17 protein-coding genes are annotated in these 16594 nt (G+C 48.2%); 3 read left to right on the forward strand and 14 right to left on the reverse strand.

Annotated elements, in window-relative coordinates; all coding sequences use genetic code 11:
• Positions 1–25: 25 nt before the first annotated feature.
• Together MJO57_RS32810 and MJO57_RS17585 are read right to left on the reverse strand one after the other, a co-directional pair.
• The gene (locus MJO57_RS32810; protein WP_256491658.1) at positions 26–154 is read right to left on the reverse strand and encodes a hypothetical protein; all 129 of its coding nucleotides are present in this window, start codon (positions 152–154) and stop codon (positions 26–28) included.
• Positions 147–1181 (reverse strand): transposase, encoded by a 1035-nt coding sequence (locus tag MJO57_RS17585; RefSeq protein WP_252026884.1) that lies wholly within the window; start codon positions 1179–1181, stop codon positions 147–149. Before MJO57_RS17585 ends, MJO57_RS32810 begins: the two co-directional genes overlap by 8 nt.
• A gap of 275 nt (positions 1182–1456) precedes the next feature.
• Here MJO57_RS17585 and mutS point away from each other — a divergent pair, with 275 nt between their 5' ends.
• Positions 1457–4045, forward strand: a complete 2589-nt coding sequence (gene mutS, locus MJO57_RS17590) for a DNA mismatch repair protein MutS (protein WP_252017526.1) — start codon at positions 1457–1459, stop codon at positions 4043–4045.
• A 243-nt stretch (positions 4046–4288) separates the two neighbouring features.
• The gene (gene fdxA, locus MJO57_RS17595) at positions 4289–4612 is read left to right on the forward strand and encodes a ferredoxin FdxA (RefSeq protein WP_252017527.1); all 324 of its coding nucleotides are present in this window, start codon (positions 4289–4291) and stop codon (positions 4610–4612) included.
• A 91-nt stretch (positions 4613–4703) separates the two neighbouring features.
• On the opposite strand, the gene rpoS is transcribed toward fdxA, so the two are convergent.
• From rpoS to MJO57_RS17650, 11 genes are all read right to left on the reverse strand, one after another.
• Positions 4704–5735 (reverse strand): RNA polymerase sigma factor RpoS, encoded by a 1032-nt coding sequence (gene rpoS, locus MJO57_RS17600; RefSeq protein WP_252017528.1) that lies wholly within the window; start codon positions 5733–5735, stop codon positions 4704–4706.
• A gap of 103 nt (positions 5736–5838) precedes the next feature.
• Positions 5839–6657 (reverse strand): peptidoglycan DD-metalloendopeptidase family protein, encoded by an 819-nt coding sequence (locus tag MJO57_RS17605; RefSeq protein WP_252017529.1) that lies wholly within the window; start codon positions 6655–6657, stop codon positions 5839–5841.
• A 101-nt stretch (positions 6658–6758) separates the two neighbouring features.
• Positions 6759–7688, reverse strand: a complete 930-nt coding sequence (locus tag MJO57_RS17610; protein WP_252017530.1) for a DUF368 domain-containing protein — start codon at positions 7686–7688, stop codon at positions 6759–6761.
• 119 nt (positions 7689–7807) lie between these two features.
• The gene (locus MJO57_RS17615; RefSeq protein WP_252017531.1) at positions 7808–8476 is read right to left on the reverse strand and encodes a protein-L-isoaspartate(D-aspartate) O-methyltransferase; all 669 of its coding nucleotides are present in this window, start codon (positions 8474–8476) and stop codon (positions 7808–7810) included.
• A complete protein-coding gene (gene surE, locus MJO57_RS17620; RefSeq protein WP_252017532.1) occupies positions 8473–9222 on the reverse strand; it encodes a 5'/3'-nucleotidase SurE in 750 nt (249 codons plus the stop codon). Before surE ends, MJO57_RS17615 begins: the two co-directional genes overlap by 4 nt.
• A 6-nt stretch (positions 9223–9228) precedes the next feature.
• On the reverse strand, positions 9229–10308 hold the full coding sequence (gene truD, locus MJO57_RS17625) for a tRNA pseudouridine(13) synthase TruD (RefSeq protein ID WP_252017533.1): 1080 nt from the start codon (positions 10306–10308) through the stop codon (positions 9229–9231).
• Positions 10309–10433: 125 nt separating this feature from the next.
• A complete protein-coding gene (gene ispF / locus MJO57_RS17630) occupies positions 10434–10934 on the reverse strand; it encodes a 2-C-methyl-D-erythritol 2,4-cyclodiphosphate synthase (protein WP_305881889.1) in 501 nt (166 codons plus the stop codon).
• Entirely contained in the window at positions 10934–11668 is a 735-nt protein-coding gene (ispD, locus tag MJO57_RS17635) for a 2-C-methyl-D-erythritol 4-phosphate cytidylyltransferase (RefSeq protein WP_252017535.1), read from the reverse strand. Before ispD ends, ispF begins: the two co-directional genes overlap by 1 nt.
• Positions 11669–11748: 80 nt before the next feature.
• Positions 11749–12021, reverse strand: a complete 273-nt coding sequence (locus tag MJO57_RS17640) for a septum formation initiator family protein (protein ID WP_305881930.1) — start codon at positions 12019–12021, stop codon at positions 11749–11751.
• Positions 12022–12296: 275 nt separating this feature from the next.
• Positions 12297–13589 carry a phosphopyruvate hydratase gene (eno, locus tag MJO57_RS17645; protein WP_252017537.1) on the reverse strand — a complete coding sequence of 431 codons (1293 nt, stop codon included), beginning with the start codon at positions 13587–13589 and terminating at the stop codon, positions 12297–12299.
• A 271-nt stretch (positions 13590–13860) separates the two neighbouring features.
• Positions 13861–14145 carry a DUF406 family protein gene (locus tag MJO57_RS17650; protein WP_252017538.1) on the reverse strand — a complete coding sequence of 95 codons (285 nt, stop codon included), beginning with the start codon at positions 14143–14145 and terminating at the stop codon, positions 13861–13863.
• Between the two features lie 581 nt (positions 14146–14726).
• Between MJO57_RS17650 and MJO57_RS17655 the strand changes: the two genes are divergently transcribed.
• A complete protein-coding gene (locus tag MJO57_RS17655; RefSeq protein ID WP_252017539.1) occupies positions 14727–15875 on the forward strand; it encodes a hypothetical protein in 1149 nt (382 codons plus the stop codon).
• A 73-nt stretch (positions 15876–15948) separates the two neighbouring features.
• Here MJO57_RS17655 and MJO57_RS33305 read toward each other — a convergent pair whose 3' ends face one another.
• Complete coding sequence (locus MJO57_RS33305; protein ID WP_371924636.1) at positions 15949–16089, reverse strand: DUF4277 domain-containing protein; 141 nt, start codon at positions 16087–16089, stop codon at positions 15949–15951.
• Positions 16090–16594: the final 505 nt, after the last annotated feature.

A 16594-nucleotide genomic window follows, 5' to 3' on the forward strand; every position in this document is an offset into this window, starting at 1 on the left:
ATCCCGTCCACCAATACGGGACTGGTCAGGCCAGGCTGGACATCCGATGATCAACCTGCTGACTATCAAACACCAGCAACAGATACATTGTGAGGGAAGAGAACTGTTCCGGTTTTTCTTTCAGGAACAAGTTATAAATATAGGACTTACGCATTGATGACACCGATAAATTTTGGTAGGAGGTGATCCTTCCCCTTTGCAAAACTCTCAATGAAAGCGCCTATTGTCTCTTTAAACAGCCCCCGTTGGTGCTGATAAATATTCGTAAACTCCTGCTCTATCTGCATTTTCTGGAGATAAACAAAAGCTAAAATTGCAGCAAATATATGGTTTCTGACGGGTCGTTCGCTGCGAACCTGAAAGTGCTCAATATGGCAAACCTGCTTGATCGCCCTGTGAAACTGTTCGATCTGCCAGTGCTGGTCATGGATCTGCTTGAAGTCATTGCGTTCAAAAGGGACTTCCTCTGGCAAGTAAACCACGTAGTGGCGACGCTGGTCTTTTAGCATCGTCCTGAACAACCGGATCTTACCGAAGTCTTTGAGCCATACATCCAGACCATTGTCGGGGATGTCGAGGTGTTGAACCTGCTGCCATTTACCTTTTTCCAGTGATACTGTCCTGTTTTTCTCAACGGCAAACATAAACCCAGTCTGATGGTTTTTAATCGTCTTCAGGTTAGTCGTGCAGCTGTACCAGGAGTCACCGGTAACGAACGCTGGCTTCAGCCCCCATACCAGCACTTCAATCAACATTTCACGGAAGTAGTCGTTTTTTGTCTTGTCTTCCGATTTGTCGTATATCCTGTAATTCACCGGCATATGGCGCCCGGATACGTCGGTGTAATAAAGGGTGATGAGGTTAACTCCCTTAACCACTCGGTGATGTTTACCCGACCAAAAGTGGCCAACCAGTGCCACGGAGTAGCTATAAGGTTTGTCGAGCACGCTGTCATCAACGCTCAGGGTGCCGCCAATAGGGTTTAAACTTTTGACTGCTTCATCGTACATATCTTTGGGCTGATAGTTTTCACGCTTAAGAAAGCGGTTTGCGCTATCGTGAGAAAAGTCGGTAACCTCGGCCAGTCTTGTGCATGTTGATGATTTTGGCTCACTAATCAAAAAGCCAATGTATTTTGCAAGAGTGCATCGTGCAGTGGTCGGTCGAGTGGTAGTTCTCACTTTCATCCCTGAAGACATCTGTTTTTTGGCATTATCAAATTTTAGAGCCTGTTGTCAATGCGTAAGTCCTAAAATAATAAATGATAAGATACCCTGTAGACTAAGCTCTCCCCTTGACAGGAAGACATTCGACAGGAAGACATTCAGCCTGATCAGCTGATACTATATTTGCACAATCCTATTTCATTTATTTCGATTTACTATTTATTACTGAAACTGTATCCAGTAAAGCTGGCTGCAACATCAGACCAGACAGACAATCGTTTTTTTGCTCAATGACCAATACTGACCTTGCTAATCACACTCCAATGATGCAGCAATATCTGCGCATCAAACAGCAGCACAGGGATCACCTGGTGTTTTACCGCATGGGTGATTTCTATGAACTGTTTTATGACGATGCCAAAAAGGCAGCTCACCTTCTGGATATTACCCTGACCAAACGCGGGCAGTCGGGTGGTGAACCGATACCCATGGCGGGTATCCCATACCATGCCATGGAGGGTTATCTGGCCAGGTTGATCCGGTTGCGTCAGTCCGTTGCCATTGCCGAGCAGATTGGTGATCCGGCAACCAGCAAGGGACCCGTTGAGCGCAAGGTGGTGCGCATTTTGACCCCCGGTACCGTCAGTGATGAGGCGTTGCTGGATGAGCGTCAGGATAATCTGCTGATGGCAGTCACCCGGCGGGAAAACTGCTATGGACTGGCATTCCTTGATATCAGCAGTGGCCGGTTTACGGTACTGGAAGTCGCTGGTGAGGAAGCTCTGCTGTCAGAGGTGGAACGGCTGAGTCCTGCCGAAGTATTGCTGAATGATGACCGCAACTGGCCCGAAATATTGCTCCGCCGCCCCGGTTCCAGCAAACGTCCGCCATGGGACTTCGATCATGAGAGTGCTGTTGAGCAATTAACCCGACAGTTCCAGACACAAAGTCTTGATGGGTTTGGCTGCAGCCACTTAACACTGGCTATTGAGGCTGCTGGCTGTCTGCTGCAGTATGCCCGGGAAACACAACGAACCGCTCTGCCCCATATTCGCGCCCTGTTCCAGGAAAACCGGGAAGAGAGTGTGGTACTGGATGCCGCCAGCCGGAAAAATCTGGAACTGACCACCAATATGAATGGTGGCCGGGAGCACACGGTAGCAGCCGTACTGGATCGCACTGCAACCGCCATGGGTAGTCGTTTGCTGGGACGCTGGATCAATCGCCCACTGCGCACTATTGAGAAACTGCAGGCACGGCAGTCAGCCATCACGGCCCTGAAAGAGGGCTTTCATTTTGAGACCCTCTACCCCATTCTCAAAAATATCGGCGACATTGAACGCATTCTTGCCAGGGTTGCCCTCAAGTCTGCCCGGCCACGAGATCTGGCAAGATTAAGGGATGCCCTGCAGCAACTGCCAGAACTGCAGCAACAACTTGCAACGATTAACAGTCAGTCTATACAGCAACTGGCAGAAGGTATCAGTGAACACCCTGAACTCGAAGCATTATTGACCCGGGCGATCATCGAGAACCCTCCCGTGGTGATCCGTGACGGTGGCGTGATCGGCGAAGGTTTTGATGCCGAACTGGATGAACTTCGTTCTATCAGTGAAAATGCTGGCGACTATCTGGTTCAAATGGAATTACGGGAGCGTGAGCGCACCGGCCTGCCCAGCCTGAAAGTGGGCTATAACCGGGTACACGGTTACTATATCGAGTTGAGCCGTCGGGAATCTGAAAATGCCCCGGTAGACTACATTCGCCGTCAGACCCTGAAGAATAGCGAACGCTTTATTACCCCGGAGCTGAAATCGTTTGAAGACAAGGCGTTATCCAGTAAGAGTCGGGCTCTGGCCCGGGAAAAAGCACTCTACGATGAGCTTCTGGACGGACTGGTGGAACAACTGGGGCCGCTTCAGGAGTGCTCCATGGCGCTGTCTGAACTGGATGTACTCAGCAATCTGGCGGAACGGGCTGAGACACTGAATTTCTGCCGTCCTGAAATTTTGCAAAGCCCCGGGATTACCATTGTTGAAGGCCGCCACCCGGTTGTTGAGCAGGTGCTGGACGAACCCTTTGTGGCAAACAATGTCACCTTCAATGTTCAACGCCGAATGTTGATTATCACCGGCCCTAATATGGGTGGTAAATCGACCTATATGCGACAGACGGCACTGATTGTATTACTCGCCCATATTGGCAGTTTTGTTCCCGCATCTCAGGCCCGTATTGGTCTGGTCGATCGAATTTTTACCCGTATCGGTTCTTCGGATGACCTGGCCGGTGGTCGTTCAACCTTTATGGTGGAAATGACGGAAACTGCCAATATTCTTCACAATGCCACCGACCAAAGCCTGGTGCTGATGGACGAAATCGGTCGCGGAACAAGCACTTTCGACGGGCTATCGCTGGCCTGGGCCTGCGCTCAATATCTGGCTGATTCAGTACGCGCATTTACTCTGTTTGCCACTCACTACTTCGAGCTAACCCAGTTACCGGAAGAATGCCATACGGTCGTGAACGTACATCTCAATGCAACGGAACACGACGATCGTATTGTCTTTCTCCATGCGGTGCAGGAAGGCCCTGCCAACCAGAGCTATGGCCTGCAGGTGGCACAACTGGCCGGAGTACCACGGCATGTCATAAACCAGGCACGACAGAAACTGGCCATGTTGGAACAGCATGAACCAGCACTCTCACAGCCTGTCGCAAAACCATCGGGTAAAGCTGCTTTTACGCCTCAGGCTGACCTGTTTGCCAGTCCTGAACCACACCCGGCTGTTGAGGTTCTGGATAAAACAGACGTGGATAACCTGACACCCCGCCAAGCTCTGGAACTGCTCTATACTCTCAAAGGGCTGACAAGGGGCTGAGCAAATAACAGGTCATTTTTATACCCCGATTACTCTTCTGAGCCCTCAGGGTATAAGGTTATGGTAATCCCCGCTATCCAGCGGGATTACAACTCTGGTAAACTTGCCCGAACTTTTTGTATCGTCATCGTAATGTTTCAGGTCTCATGATGAAATGCTTCCGGAACACTGGTTGTCCTCACGGAAAAAACAGTAAAACCGGACGGTACGTTTTTTAGTCAGATCAAATGGAGTTTAACCACCATGGCTTTCGTAGTGGGTGAAAACTGCATCAAGTGCAAATACACCGATTGCGTGGAAGTCTGTCCTGTGGACTGCTTCTATGAAGGACCAAACTTCCTGGTTATTCACCCGGATGAATGTATTGACTGCGCTCTTTGTGAGCCAGAGTGTCCGGCAAACGCTATTTTCTCCGAAGATGAGGTTCCCGAAGATCAGCAGGAGTTCATCGAACTGAACGCCGTTCTCGCTGACGTCTGGGAAAACATCACCGAGAAAAAAGATCCTCTCCCTGATGCAGCAGAGTGGGATGGTGTGAAGGGCAAGCTGGACCAGCTGGAACGCTGAGTTCAATAGAGTGATTGCTGAGGAACAATGATAAAAAAGCCATGAGAGTTATCCATGGCTTTTTTATTGACAGTGATTCAATACCCGACCATCAATTAAACAGAGACTCCCCTGACAAACCCTGCTTTTCAAGAATAGAGCGAAGCCGTTTCAATGCCTCGACCTGAATCTGTCTTACCCGTTCACGGGTCAAACCAATCTCTTTACCGACTTCCTCAAGCGTACTGGTTTCGTAGCCCCTCAGCCCAAACCGGCGGGCAACCACCTCTCTCTGTTTTTCTGATAGCTCACCTAACCAACGGTCGAGACTATCATTAAGATCCAGGTCCTGTAACAGTTCTGCCGGGTCAGCGCCTTTCTCGTCAGAAATCGTATCCAGAATGGATTTATCAGAGTCAGGTCCCAGTGGCGTATCAACCGAAGTCACCCGCTCATTGAGACCGAGCATCCGCTTGACATCAGCGACCGGCTTATCCAGCAGCTGCGCTATTTCTTCCGGACTGGGATCATGATCCAGCTTCTGGGTTAATTCCCTGGCAGCCCTGAGATAGACGTTCAGTTCTTTAACAACATGAATAGGCAGACGAATGGTACGGGTCTGGTTCATGATCGCCCGCTCAATCGTCTGTCGTATCCACCAGGTAGCGTAAGTTGAAAAACGGAATCCACGTTCAGGATCAAATTTCTCAACCGCACGAATCAGACCAAGGTTACCTTCCTCAATCAGATCAAGCAGTGTCAGACCTCGATTGACATAGCGCCTGGAGATTTTAACAACCAGCCGCAGATTACTTTCAATCATACGGCGCCTGCCTGCTTCCACCCCTTTTCGGGCGAGGCGGGCGTAGTGAACCTCTTCCTCGGGGGTGAGGAGCGGTGAAAAGCCAATCTCATTCAGGTATAGCTGGGTTGCATCGATGGCTTTGTAAAACCCGTCATCTTCTTTTCGACGACTGGCATTTATCGAAGACACAACCGTAGATTGCGGCTTATCGATATCATCGCTCTCGTCAACCATTTCAATGAGTTCACCGGAATTTCCGTCCGGGCTCAATCCATCCTGTCCCTGGATTACATCGTCAGCATAACTGCTTAGCTCTGCGTCATCCCTCTTCGATGCCATAAGAGTTAGTCCTATCCGAAAGTCCCACTCTATGTCGGGCAACCCAAGGCTGCTCCGACACCCGTGAGATCCCTCTACTACAAACAGCCACTGACCTTCGTTATCAGCGCCCTGGCAGGTATCCCATCGGGTCGACCGGTTTACCATCACGCCGAATTTCGAAGTGCAGCTTAGGCTCCGTCGTTCCTGTAGAACCTATTTCGGCTATCTTCTGGCCCGCTTTAACTGAGTCTCCCTCATGCACCAATAGATCCCTGTTGTGCGCATATGCGCTCAGATAGCTACTATTATGTTTCAAAATAATCAGCCTGCCATAGCCGGACAGGTCACTTCCTGCGTACACTACCTTACCACTGGCTGCTGCCTTAACAGGCTCTCCTAATTTGCCGCCAATATCAATCCCTTTGTTAACGGGCATTTGGAGCGAATAAGCGGAAATAATTTTTCCGTCCGCAGGCCATTGCCAACCTCCGCTGGTAAAAGAGGAACTTTTTTGTGCCGGACTTTTCATTGTGTATTTTTTGACCGGAACATTGCTTTTGGCAACTACCTCTTTAGGTTGACTGGCTGGCGTTCCCGAAGGCTTGACAGCCTCATACCGGCGGATAGATAAATTTATTTTCTGACCCGGATAGATGGTGTAAGGGCTTCGAATGTTATTATTTTGGGCCAACTCTCTGAAATCTCGGCTATAAAACCAGGCAATGGCGTAAAGAGTTTCACCTCTTTGCACAATATGTTGACCTGAAGTCACCTTCGGTGGTGATCTCAGGTCAGTAACTATGACCCTGGCCGGATCATGGCTGCAACTCGCAATTAGCAGGCAGGCTGTTAGAAAAAGTATTTTTTTTGAGCAATCACTCAAACTAATCCGAGTGATTTTCATGAAATCCAACACTTTATCAACTCCACTACCCGACATAATCTCAAGAACTTTTTATTAAATAACGTGATATAAAAAATAATTAATAATTTAAAATATTATACAAATATTGGCATTTTTACCTTTACCTGCGTGCCAGCTCAGTGCTTTCTACTACCTTTCCACTCAATTATCGCCACCAAAACAATGGCAAAAATCATCAGTCCAATAGATTCAACCAGATAAGCAGGCTGCCCGGTAATCCCCTCATAATTCATCGGAGAAACATTAGTCTGAATCAGAGGAACCAAATCTCCAGAGCTGTTAACCCGTGATTCCAATGTCACCTTCCATGGCCAAACTTTGCCCAGAGCCCCGAGCATCAAGCCGGTCAGCAATGAAATTGCCAGGTCACGGTGCTTTTTTAAAAGCCATGACAAGACATGGGAAAAGCTGAGCAACCCCCCAATACAGCCGAGGCCAAAGATCATCAGCACAGTGAAATTCAAACTCTTAACGGCATCAATCACCGGGCTATACAGTCCCATCATCAGTAGAATAAAGCTACCGGAAATCCCCGGCAGAATCATGGCGCAGATCGCAATGGCACCGGCAAAAAACAGGATCACCGGCTCTGGCTCAAGACTGTTTGGTGTTAAAACACCTACTGCATAAGCGATCACAATACCAGCGATCAGGGTGAAAAGGGTCGAAATGTTCCAGTGATGGACCTGACGAATCATATGCAGCCCGGATACCAGAATCAGACCAAAAAAGAATGCCCAAAGCATCTCTGGACAGGTAACCAGAAACCAGGTGATAACATGGGCAAATAACAGAATGCTGGTGAGTACGCCACCGAATACACACACCAGAAACGTGCCGTCTATCCTTCGCCATATACCTGCAACACCTTCGTGACCAAGTACTTTTAATAACGATGGGTTTATACTTTTCAATGCATTCAACAGCCGGTCATAAATACCGGTAATAAACGCGATGGTGCCACCGGAAACGCCCGGCACAACATCTGCAGCCCCCATGGCTATTCCCTTGGCTATCAGGGCAAAGTAAGAAGAAAGATTCGACATGTTATGACCTTTGGAGCAGAGGTTAGGTAAAGGGTAATAATAACCATCAGCCATCCCGGACTGACTACTTGTAGCTTGGGTACGTTGAAAAAAAGAACGCAACGTCTTTTGATCAAGTATCAGCCTATAACGCCAGCCAGCAACGGTACAAACCGGACAGCTTCCAACACCTTTCGCTGATACTCATCACCATTTCTGGTCACCAGCACAAGATCCTGAACATCGCTTCCCCCCACGGGAATCACCAGCCTGCCACCTTCTGGGGAAAGCTGGCTTAACAATTCTTCAGGGATTTTCCCGGGTGCCGCCGTTACCACGATGCCATCAAATGGACTTTCCCCAGGCCACCCCATACCACCATCAGTATGACGCAGACGTACATTATTGAGAGATAATCTTGACAGTCTCTGCCTTGCCTTCTCCTGCAATGGTCTGATGCGTTCCACGGAATAGACCTTAGCCACCAGAGAAGCAAGCACCGCTGTCTGGTAACCGGATCCGGTACCAATTTCCAGCACCTTGTTTCGTTCACCCGGGGCCAACAGTACTTCCGTCATTCTGGCTACAATATACGGCTGGGACAGCGTCTGGTTGTGACCAATCGGCAGTGCTGTGTCTTCATAAGCACGATGGGCCAATGCCTCATCAAGAAAAAGATGACGGGGAATGGTGCGAATGGCATTCAGAACTGTCGTGGACTGAATGCCCTGATCCTGCAGACGCTGAATCAGTCGCTCTCTGGTCCGGCGTGACGTCATACCGATACCATCAATTTCAAGATCCCTCATACACAGGCTCCAAGCCAATCCTCCATCAGTGATAACGTTGCATGACCGGTTTTATCATATTGCAACGGGGTAATGGATACATAGCCAGAAGCCACTGCATGGAAATCCGTTCCCTCTTCAGCAACAAGAGGCTGACCAATGCCACCAATCCACCAGATGGTATTACCTCGGGGATCGGTCATTTTTACCGGAGGTTTTGACCGATCGCGCTGGCCCAGCCGGGTCACTTTCATTCCGCGGATATCTTCATAAGGACAGGCCGGCACATTGACATTGAGAATAGTACCTTTAGGCAAAGCCAGATCATCAAGGCGCAGCATCAAATCATGTAATACTCTGGCACTGACTTGCAGGTGCTGATCTTCTCTGCCGCAGGAAGAAATGGCTATGGCTGTTTTTGCCAGCATGCGCCCTTCCATGGCAGCAGCCACAGTCCCTGAGTAGAGAACATCATCCCCCAGATTTGCGCAACTGTTAATACCGGAAACTACGCGCTCCGGTAGACGGCCAAACAGCCCGCTGGCGGCAAGATTAACACAATCGGCAGGCGTGCCATCCACACTGAAGAAACCATTGGCATGCTCTTTCATGCGCAGTGGCCGGCTCAAAGTGAGGGAATGCCCCTTGCCGGAACAGTCATTGTCCGGAGCTACTACCCAGCATTGTCCGTGTGATTTCATGGTTTCAAACGAAAGGGCCAATCCCCTGGCGGTAACCCCATCATCATTCGATAGCAATATGGTCATAGTCCATCAATCCTGAATTATTCCAAGTTGTTCTTCATGGCAATCAAATAACTCCCTGAGTACCGATGTCGCAAAACAGCCCTTTGGCAGTTGGAAGCGCAATACCAGTGAGTTTCCTTTCGAACCACTTTCCCACAACCAGGTCAACTGCCGGGGCAGCAGACGGTTGACTCGTCGCTCCTGCAGCAAACCAACCCTCTCAAGGCCATCACAAAGTTGAGGGTATCCAGCAGTAACAGAGTGCTCAAAAGCCAGAGCCTGATCAGCCACTTTCGACGTTCCTCTCCCCCATAACGGTGAAGTCGGACTTAACTCTCCCCTGTCCAGACGGGTCATCATAGCGTCATCCGGGGCCTCGAAAATCAAACTGTTACTATCCGGAAACCCTAAAGCATCACCTGAAAGATACCGGTTCCAGACCCCCTCCCTGACCTTTTCAGAAAGTACCCGGTTAAAAAGCCAGGACCGGGCGGCAGACAGATATACCGACCGTTTATTACGCTGGACCCTGAATTTTCCGGCCAGCATCTCAACGGCTTTTTCAATATTTCGCCCATGATGGCCAAAACGCTGCTCACCGAAGTAATTAGGCACCCCTTCACGGGAAATTTGCTCTAACCGGGCATTGACCACGGCAGGTTCTGCATCAATATTCCGCAAGGTGATACAAAAATCATTGGCTTTCAGGACTCCGGTTTTCAGTTTTTTCCTGTGGCGGGCCTGCCGGATGATTCGTATGGAGCTACTCTCCAGCCCACTCCAGTCAGGATCAGCCATACCCGGCAGGGAAACACAAAACCATTGACGTGTAGTTCCATGGCGATCCTTGCGCCCGGCATAACTGACCGACTGTCTTCTAACACCGGCATGCCTCGCCAGAAGCCCTGCCACCCAGTCCGTATTCTCACCTTTTTTTTCAATCAGCAGAAAGAGGTGTTCGCCTTCACCTTCCGGCTCAAAAGGCAGTAGCTCATCAACAAGAAAATCGTCATGACAGGACTTGAAAAGACAGTTACCCAAAGGGCCGCCAAAAGCATAACACCAATCAATGGAATAATCGGCAGGCATTGGTACATCGGCATCCATGATGCGAACTCAACAAAATACAATTAATAATAAACAATACCGCGTTTAATGCAGTGATTGAAAGGTCATACCGGGAAATAATATTGAATAGCGGGCCTGCTATCCGGGAGGCTCCATGCTCTGGATCATGCCCCCGGGTCTTTCAACTCTTTCAACAGAATAACGGCGTGAACAGCAACACCCTCTTTTCTACCGGTATAGCCCAGCTTTTCAGTCGTAGTTGCCTTGACGTTCACCAGCGACGGATGGATTCCCATGTCTTCACTGATATTCAGCCGCATCTGATCAATGTGCGGCGCCATTTTAGGAGACTGGGCAATAATAGTACTGTCCATATTGACCGGAGCCAAACCCTGTTCTTCAAGCAGGGCAATAACATGACGAAGTAACTTGCGACTATCAATGCCAGAATAACGATCATCGGTATCAGGAAAATGCTTGCCAATATCACCCAGTCCTGCCGCTCCCAACAGCGCATCACAAAGGGCATGAAGCAGCACATCGCCATCAGAATGCGCGATTAACCCATGAGTATGAGGGATTTTCACCCCCCCCAGCACAATATAATCCCCTTCACGCTCACTATCAGAGAAGCGGTGAACATCAAAACCATGACCAATACGCATCAAGTAACCTCAATTAGTTTCGACTGCTGTTCTAAATACAGAGAGGCCAGTGCCAGATCAGTTCCACGGGTTACCTTGATATTATCGGCATGCCCTTTCACCATGACTGGCTGTTTTCCAGAGTATTCAATGGCACTGGCCTCATCAGTCACCGGCATCCTGTCTGCTATCGCTTTCGCCATTGCCTCGTGCAGCATTCCCAGACGAAACATCTGCGGTGTCATGGCGTGCCAGAGTCCCTGACGGTCTACCGTTTGGGACACAAGACCATCGCCTCCGGCTCTCTTGATGGTATCAGTAACAGGACTACCGAGCAGCCCTCCGACAGGATGGTCATTAAGCTGATTAACTAGCCAGTCCATATCTGAACGACGAATACAGGGGCGGGCTACATCATGAACCAGCACCCAGTCATTGGGGCTGCCAATCTCCAGCAGCACGCTCAAACCATTGAGTACCGAGTGGTAACGCTCTTCCCCTCCCTGGGCAAGGAGAACTCTCGGATTTCTCAATAGTTCAATCGATTGGTGGTACTCATCGTCACGATCAAGAACCATCACTATCTTTTCCAGTCTTGGAAAATCCAGCAATCGTTCCAGAGTATGTACCATCAGAGGCTTGCCTTTGATTTCAAGGTACTGCTTGGGAATGTCGACATTCATCCGGCGGCCAACACCTGCTGCCGGAACAACCGCCCAGTAACGAACCGTGTTCATGGTTTCTGCGCTACTCACTATGGCACCCTTCAGTTGAACACCCGGGAGCCTGTTCAGGAAAGCCCCCGAAACCAATACAGGAAAAAGATTGGTCCGGTTTAATCGTAAATCAGAAAGAACGTTTCGTCACTGCGAATCATACCCAGCTCCTGCCGCGCCCTCTCCTCGACGGTTTCCATCCCTTGCTGCAACTCCACAACTTCTTTGGCCAACAGGCGATTACGTTGATACAAACGTTCATTTTCCAGCCTGAAACGCTCAAGATTGTCTTTATGCGTCAGTAATTCAGCCATACTGCCTTCACCAATCCAGAGCCTGGTTTGAAGGTAAACCAGCAGCAGTGTCAACAGGGCTAATGCCAGTTTTTTCATCATCAGTTCCGCTTTAAACCGTAACTATCCATCAGTATGGGTAACACCAAAAAAACAAGACGTCTGAAGCTGAAACCAGGGAGCGTTGTCAATGAGTTATTGGAGTTTAGTGATGGATTTTAACAGGAGCGCCAGTGGTTTAACATATGATCTATATGAGAACTGCTTCACATTAATGGACGTTATTACAAGAAATCAGGATTCACAAGCAACAACTCAAGTAATAAAAAAAGGGAGGCTCAAAGCCTCCCCTTTCAATCAGCAGTGACTGCTCATCAGGCACGCTTGAATTCAGCAATACCACGGTAAGGCGCTTTGCCTTCCAGCTGCTCTTCGATACGGATCAGCTGGTTGTACTTGGCTACCCGGTCAGAACGGCACAGGGAACCGGTCTTGATCTGGCCAGCGCAGGTACCTACCGCCAGGTCAGCAATGGTAGCGTCTTCGGTTTCACCGGAACGGTGAGAGATAACGGCAGTGTAACCAGCGTCTTTCGCCATCTTGATCGCATCCAGAGTTTCGCTCAGGGAGCCGATCTGGTTGAACTTGATCAGGATAGAGTTAGCGATGCCCTTATCGATACCTTCTTTCAGGATCTTGGTGTTGGTTACAAACAGGTCGTCACCAACGATCTGGATCTTGTCGCCCAGCAGCTCTGTCTGGTACTTGAAGCCGTCCCAGTCAGATTCATCCAGACCATCTTCGATGGAGATGATCGGGTATTCTTCAGTCAGACCTTTCAGGTAGTCAGAGAACTCGTTGGAGGTGAAGACTTTGCCTTCGCCCTTCAGGTTGTACTTGCCATCTTCGTAGAACTCGGAAGCAGCACAGTCCATAGCCAGAGTGATGTCGGTGCCCAGAGTGTAACCGGCCGCAGCAACCGCTTCTTTGATGACTGCCAGAGCGTCAGCATTGGAAGCCAGGTTGGGGGCAAAACCACCCTCATCGCCCACTGCAGTGTTCAGACCTTTGTCGGACAGAACTTTCTTCAGGGCGTGGAATACTTCAGCACCCATGCGCAGCGCTTCAGCGAAGTTCCTGGCGCCCACTGGCTGAATCATGAATTCCTGGATATCGACGTTGTTGTCAGCGTGCTCACCACCGTTCAGGATGTTCATCATAGGAACTGGCATGGTGTACTGACCGGCAGTACCGTTCAGCTCAGCAATGTGAGCGTACAGGGGCATGCCTTTGTCAGCTGCAGCAGCTTTGGCAGCCGCCAGAGACACCGCCAGGATAGCGTTGGCGCCCAGCTTGGCCTTGTTGTCAGTGCCGTCCAGATCGATCATCTTCTGATCCAGACCACGCTGGTCATTGGCATCAAAACCAAGCAGTGCTTCACGGATAGGACCGTTAACATTGGCAACGGCTTTCAGAACGCCCTTGCCCAGGTAGCGGGATTTGTCACCATCACGCAGCTCCAGGGCTTCGCGGGAACCAGTGGAAGCGCCGCTGGGAGCACAGGCAGTACCAAAGGCACCAGACTCAAGGATGACGTCAGCTTCAACAGTGGGATTACCACGAGAATCGAGGACTTCGCGAGCCTTGATTTCCTTGATAGCGGTCATGAGATACTCCGGGTGAAGAATTCGGAAATTTCAAGTGAGAGGTAAGCAATACCGTAAAATTGTTGCGGCATTGTTACGGGAGCGGCAACTATACCACCGGAAAATCCTGTGTCAAAGCCTTACAATTTCGCTGGACACCGCGTCAACATTGAGCTTCGTGGATTTTTGATCGTCGTTGTGAATTACTGTCAATCGGCTGTTAACGATCGTTTAAACAAAGCGACAACGGCCAAATATTCATCAAACAGCAATGCCACTATAAGTAAAGTTACTACCTTAGATACAACTCGAAAATCAGTTTTTCTGCCGTGCAATCAAAGTCAAACATGGCATCAATGGTGACACTACCCCCATGATCGTTCACTGTTTTCTTTATCTGGCAGTGATCTGAAATACTGTTTGCCAGCACTTCCATCTTTGTCATCTGGTCATTTGCCTGTTGCTCGGTATCCCCTTTTATCGTCATTTCGAAGTGAGTATCCCCCGGTACAATCACCTCACCTATTTCAAAACAGTGATCAGCATCAATTTCCAGCTCAACAGTGGTATTCTCCATATCAGGCCTCCTGGTCAATGCCGAGAATGATAGGTCAGATAGGGCTTTCTGAAGAAAATTAACAATAAACGGATTCTAAAACCAATTAACAATATGGCTTTTCACGAAATTTAGAAATTTCATTCCAGCAGTACATAGCCTAAGGGTATAAACAAATCCTTACTGCATAGAAGCACCACTAATAGATAATTATCTTAAACTACTTTCGCCAGACTTTAATAACATTTTGACCCTAACATATTGAAAAACAAAACATTAAGTAATTAACTGTTAAATTCACAAAACAACACCGGCCACGCACAAAACACCGGTCAGTTAACCTGAAAAAATTACAGAACAGGGAAAAACCAGCAATAAAATGGAACCATATTACAAATTAGTGGTCAAAATTATTGACAATCGGATCCTATAAAAAGGACTACTTAAAGAAATAACAACCGTCGTATCAATTAAGGTAATTTTGAGTTTTACATACGGAAGAAAACAGAGATAACCAAATGTTCAGCATAACATCAAATTACACTTCTTTAATAAACACGGATCACCCTCCGGGTACCGGTGTTGTTAGCAAATTCCTGAATATGACGGTTACTGTTTCAACCTTTTTCCAAAGCTACCTTCAGTTGGATCGAGCAAGCAACCATCATCAGCCAGAGACAATTTCTTCAGGCAAGATACCTGGTCATGTTACTGACGCTTTTCCCTATATATTGATTTCTGCCGAAGATAGACAACATCACGAAGCTATTTCAGATAAACCCTCATCAACAGGAGATTCTTGCCCGCTCCATAGTTTTTTTCCCGATGATGATCCAGAACGTTTTTTTTCAATTCGCTTTGAAACTTCAAGTATGGTTTACATTCCAGGCGAGACTGAAAAACTGGATATTGATACTGTAGAAATTATTGAAGGAAGTGAACTGGCAAACCAGCTTGGTACTTCTGGTAAAGTCAGGGTTGACAAAGTTTTTTATCAGGCAGGAACCGGTGCTATTACCGCTCAGCTAATGATCAATCAAGTAGAACAGTTATTTACTCTTTTTTACATAAACGTAGAAACCAACATCAAGCTTCCGGTAACTCAATATCAGCTGGACGCCTACCTCTCTGAAACAAAAAATGATTATGCTCCACACTATGAGTTCTTCAAGGAGGCATTAAAAGAAAACAGTAGTACGCAGGTTTTAGGGACGGAAGCAAACCCAAATACGGAACATCAATGGCGAAGAAAGCTATTGAGGAAGGTAAAGGGGAGAGGGAAAGATTTACCACATTATATGTACCCGAAATCCATGACACCTGTAAAACAGTATTTTTGCAATCAGGGAGTATCCGGTGTCACTAATAAAAAAGGAATTGATATCACTGAAGCTGTCAAGATAAGAATGTATCAGCAAGAGGAGAAATTAGTTGCCCCAATCCCCCCTGTGAGATACCAGAATATAGAGTCAGCACTCAGAGACATCGCGAAACATAAAGATGCACTGGCAGCCAATCAACGCGATGCTTCAAGGCTTAATATCGACTTTGACAAACCTCCCCGTATTACCCTGCCCCCGAGGCAGGCTGAAACCGTTAAGATGCTGAGTGAAAAGAGATTAATGGCAAAAAAATCAGGAGTTGACTTCGCTGCCGATGATATTCCATTCCCTCTGACCATACTACAACGGGATCAAAAAGCTTTACCAAATTCCCCCCCCCCACCCCATCATCCGCTCAGGACTTTGTGAAACGATACTGTGAGCTGTTCCATTATCCTGATGTGTCTTACACCAACCAAACCTCTCAACTACATTTGTGCTGTCATCTGAACCCAGCATTACCAGCCTCAGAATCATTTGGTATACGCGCATCAATATATTCAGCTATCTTTAGTGCCCGACACATTCCAGCAACCAGGCCAGGGTGGTTCAGGTTCTTAATCTGGCATTGCATAGGCAGCATGATGGTATTCCTGAGTATCTGTTGATCCTTGGACGACAGATTTCAGGAAAATATCAATAAGTTGGCAGAAGCTTGGTTTTAAATATTTTTTCCAGCAAATCATGAATGAAGATGTAGTCAGCCTAAAGCCCTGGATACCAGGATATGGAACTATTTACTGATTAGGTCAGAATATACGGAAGCAAACTATTACCTGCTTAATTGCTGTTTTCCCCAGACGATTCACCTACTGGGAAAAAACTTGATATAAGCCATGCACTCACCTTCCTCCTCGGCAACCGCAGATACGGTATCCCCGTTAACATTCACTGAATCAGGAAAGGACAAGCCGACAACCAGCCGAAAACGCAAAAGAAAGCGAATCATGGCAGGTTACCAGGTGGAACAGACAACAACGGGTACCGGAACCTTCCCTCCGCATCAACAGCAACCTGAATGCGGGACCACTCCACCCATAAAGCCCAGGCGTGTTACTGCCAACAGCAACAGCATTGCGTGCTCTCCT

The organism is Endozoicomonas sp. SCSIO W0465 (genome assembly GCF_023716865.1).
Taxonomy (GTDB): domain Bacteria; phylum Pseudomonadota; class Gammaproteobacteria; order Pseudomonadales; family Endozoicomonadaceae; genus Endozoicomonas.

Bases quoted from the DNA above. Each gene is read 5' to 3' on its own strand.
- MJO57_RS32810 (WP_256491658.1), bottom strand. From the start codon at position 154: ATGCGTAAGTCCTATATTTATAACTTGTTCCTGAAAGAAAAACCGGAA.
- mutS (WP_252017526.1), top strand. From the start codon at position 1,457: ATGACCAATACTGACCTTGCTAATCACACTCCAATGATGCAGCAATAT.
- fdxA (WP_252017527.1), top strand. From the start codon at position 4,289: ATGGCTTTCGTAGTGGGTGAAAACTGCATCAAGTGCAAATACACCGAT.
- rpoS (WP_252017528.1), bottom strand. From the start codon at position 5,735: ATGGCATCGAAGAGGGATGACGCAGAGCTAAGCAGTTATGCTGACGAT.
- MJO57_RS17605 (WP_252017529.1), bottom strand. From the start codon at position 6,657: ATGTCGGGTAGTGGAGTTGATAAAGTGTTGGATTTCATGAAAATCACT.
- MJO57_RS17610 (WP_252017530.1), bottom strand. From the start codon at position 7,688: ATGTCGAATCTTTCTTCTTACTTTGCCCTGATAGCCAAGGGAATAGCC.
- MJO57_RS17615 (WP_252017531.1), bottom strand. From the start codon at position 8,476: ATGAGGGATCTTGAAATTGATGGTATCGGTATGACGTCACGCCGGACC.
- surE (WP_252017532.1), bottom strand. From the start codon at position 9,222: ATGACCATATTGCTATCGAATGATGATGGGGTTACCGCCAGGGGATTG.
- truD (WP_252017533.1), bottom strand. From the start codon at position 10,308: ATGGATGCCGATGTACCAATGCCTGCCGATTATTCCATTGATTGGTGT.
- ispF (WP_305881889.1), bottom strand. From the start codon at position 10,934: ATGCGTATTGGTCATGGTTTTGATGTTCACCGCTTCTCTGATAGTGAG.
- MJO57_RS17640 (WP_305881930.1), bottom strand. From the start codon at position 12,021: ATGAAAAAACTGGCATTAGCCCTGTTGACACTGCTGCTGGTTTACCTT.
- eno (WP_252017537.1), bottom strand. From the start codon at position 13,589: ATGACCGCTATCAAGGAAATCAAGGCTCGCGAAGTCCTCGATTCTCGT.
- MJO57_RS17650 (WP_252017538.1), bottom strand. From the start codon at position 14,145: ATGGAGAATACCACTGTTGAGCTGGAAATTGATGCTGATCACTGTTTT.
- MJO57_RS17655 (WP_252017539.1), top strand. From the start codon at position 14,727: ATGACGGTTACTGTTTCAACCTTTTTCCAAAGCTACCTTCAGTTGGAT.
- MJO57_RS33305 (WP_371924636.1), bottom strand. From the start codon at position 16,089: ATGCTGCCTATGCAATGCCAGATTAAGAACCTGAACCACCCTGGCCTG.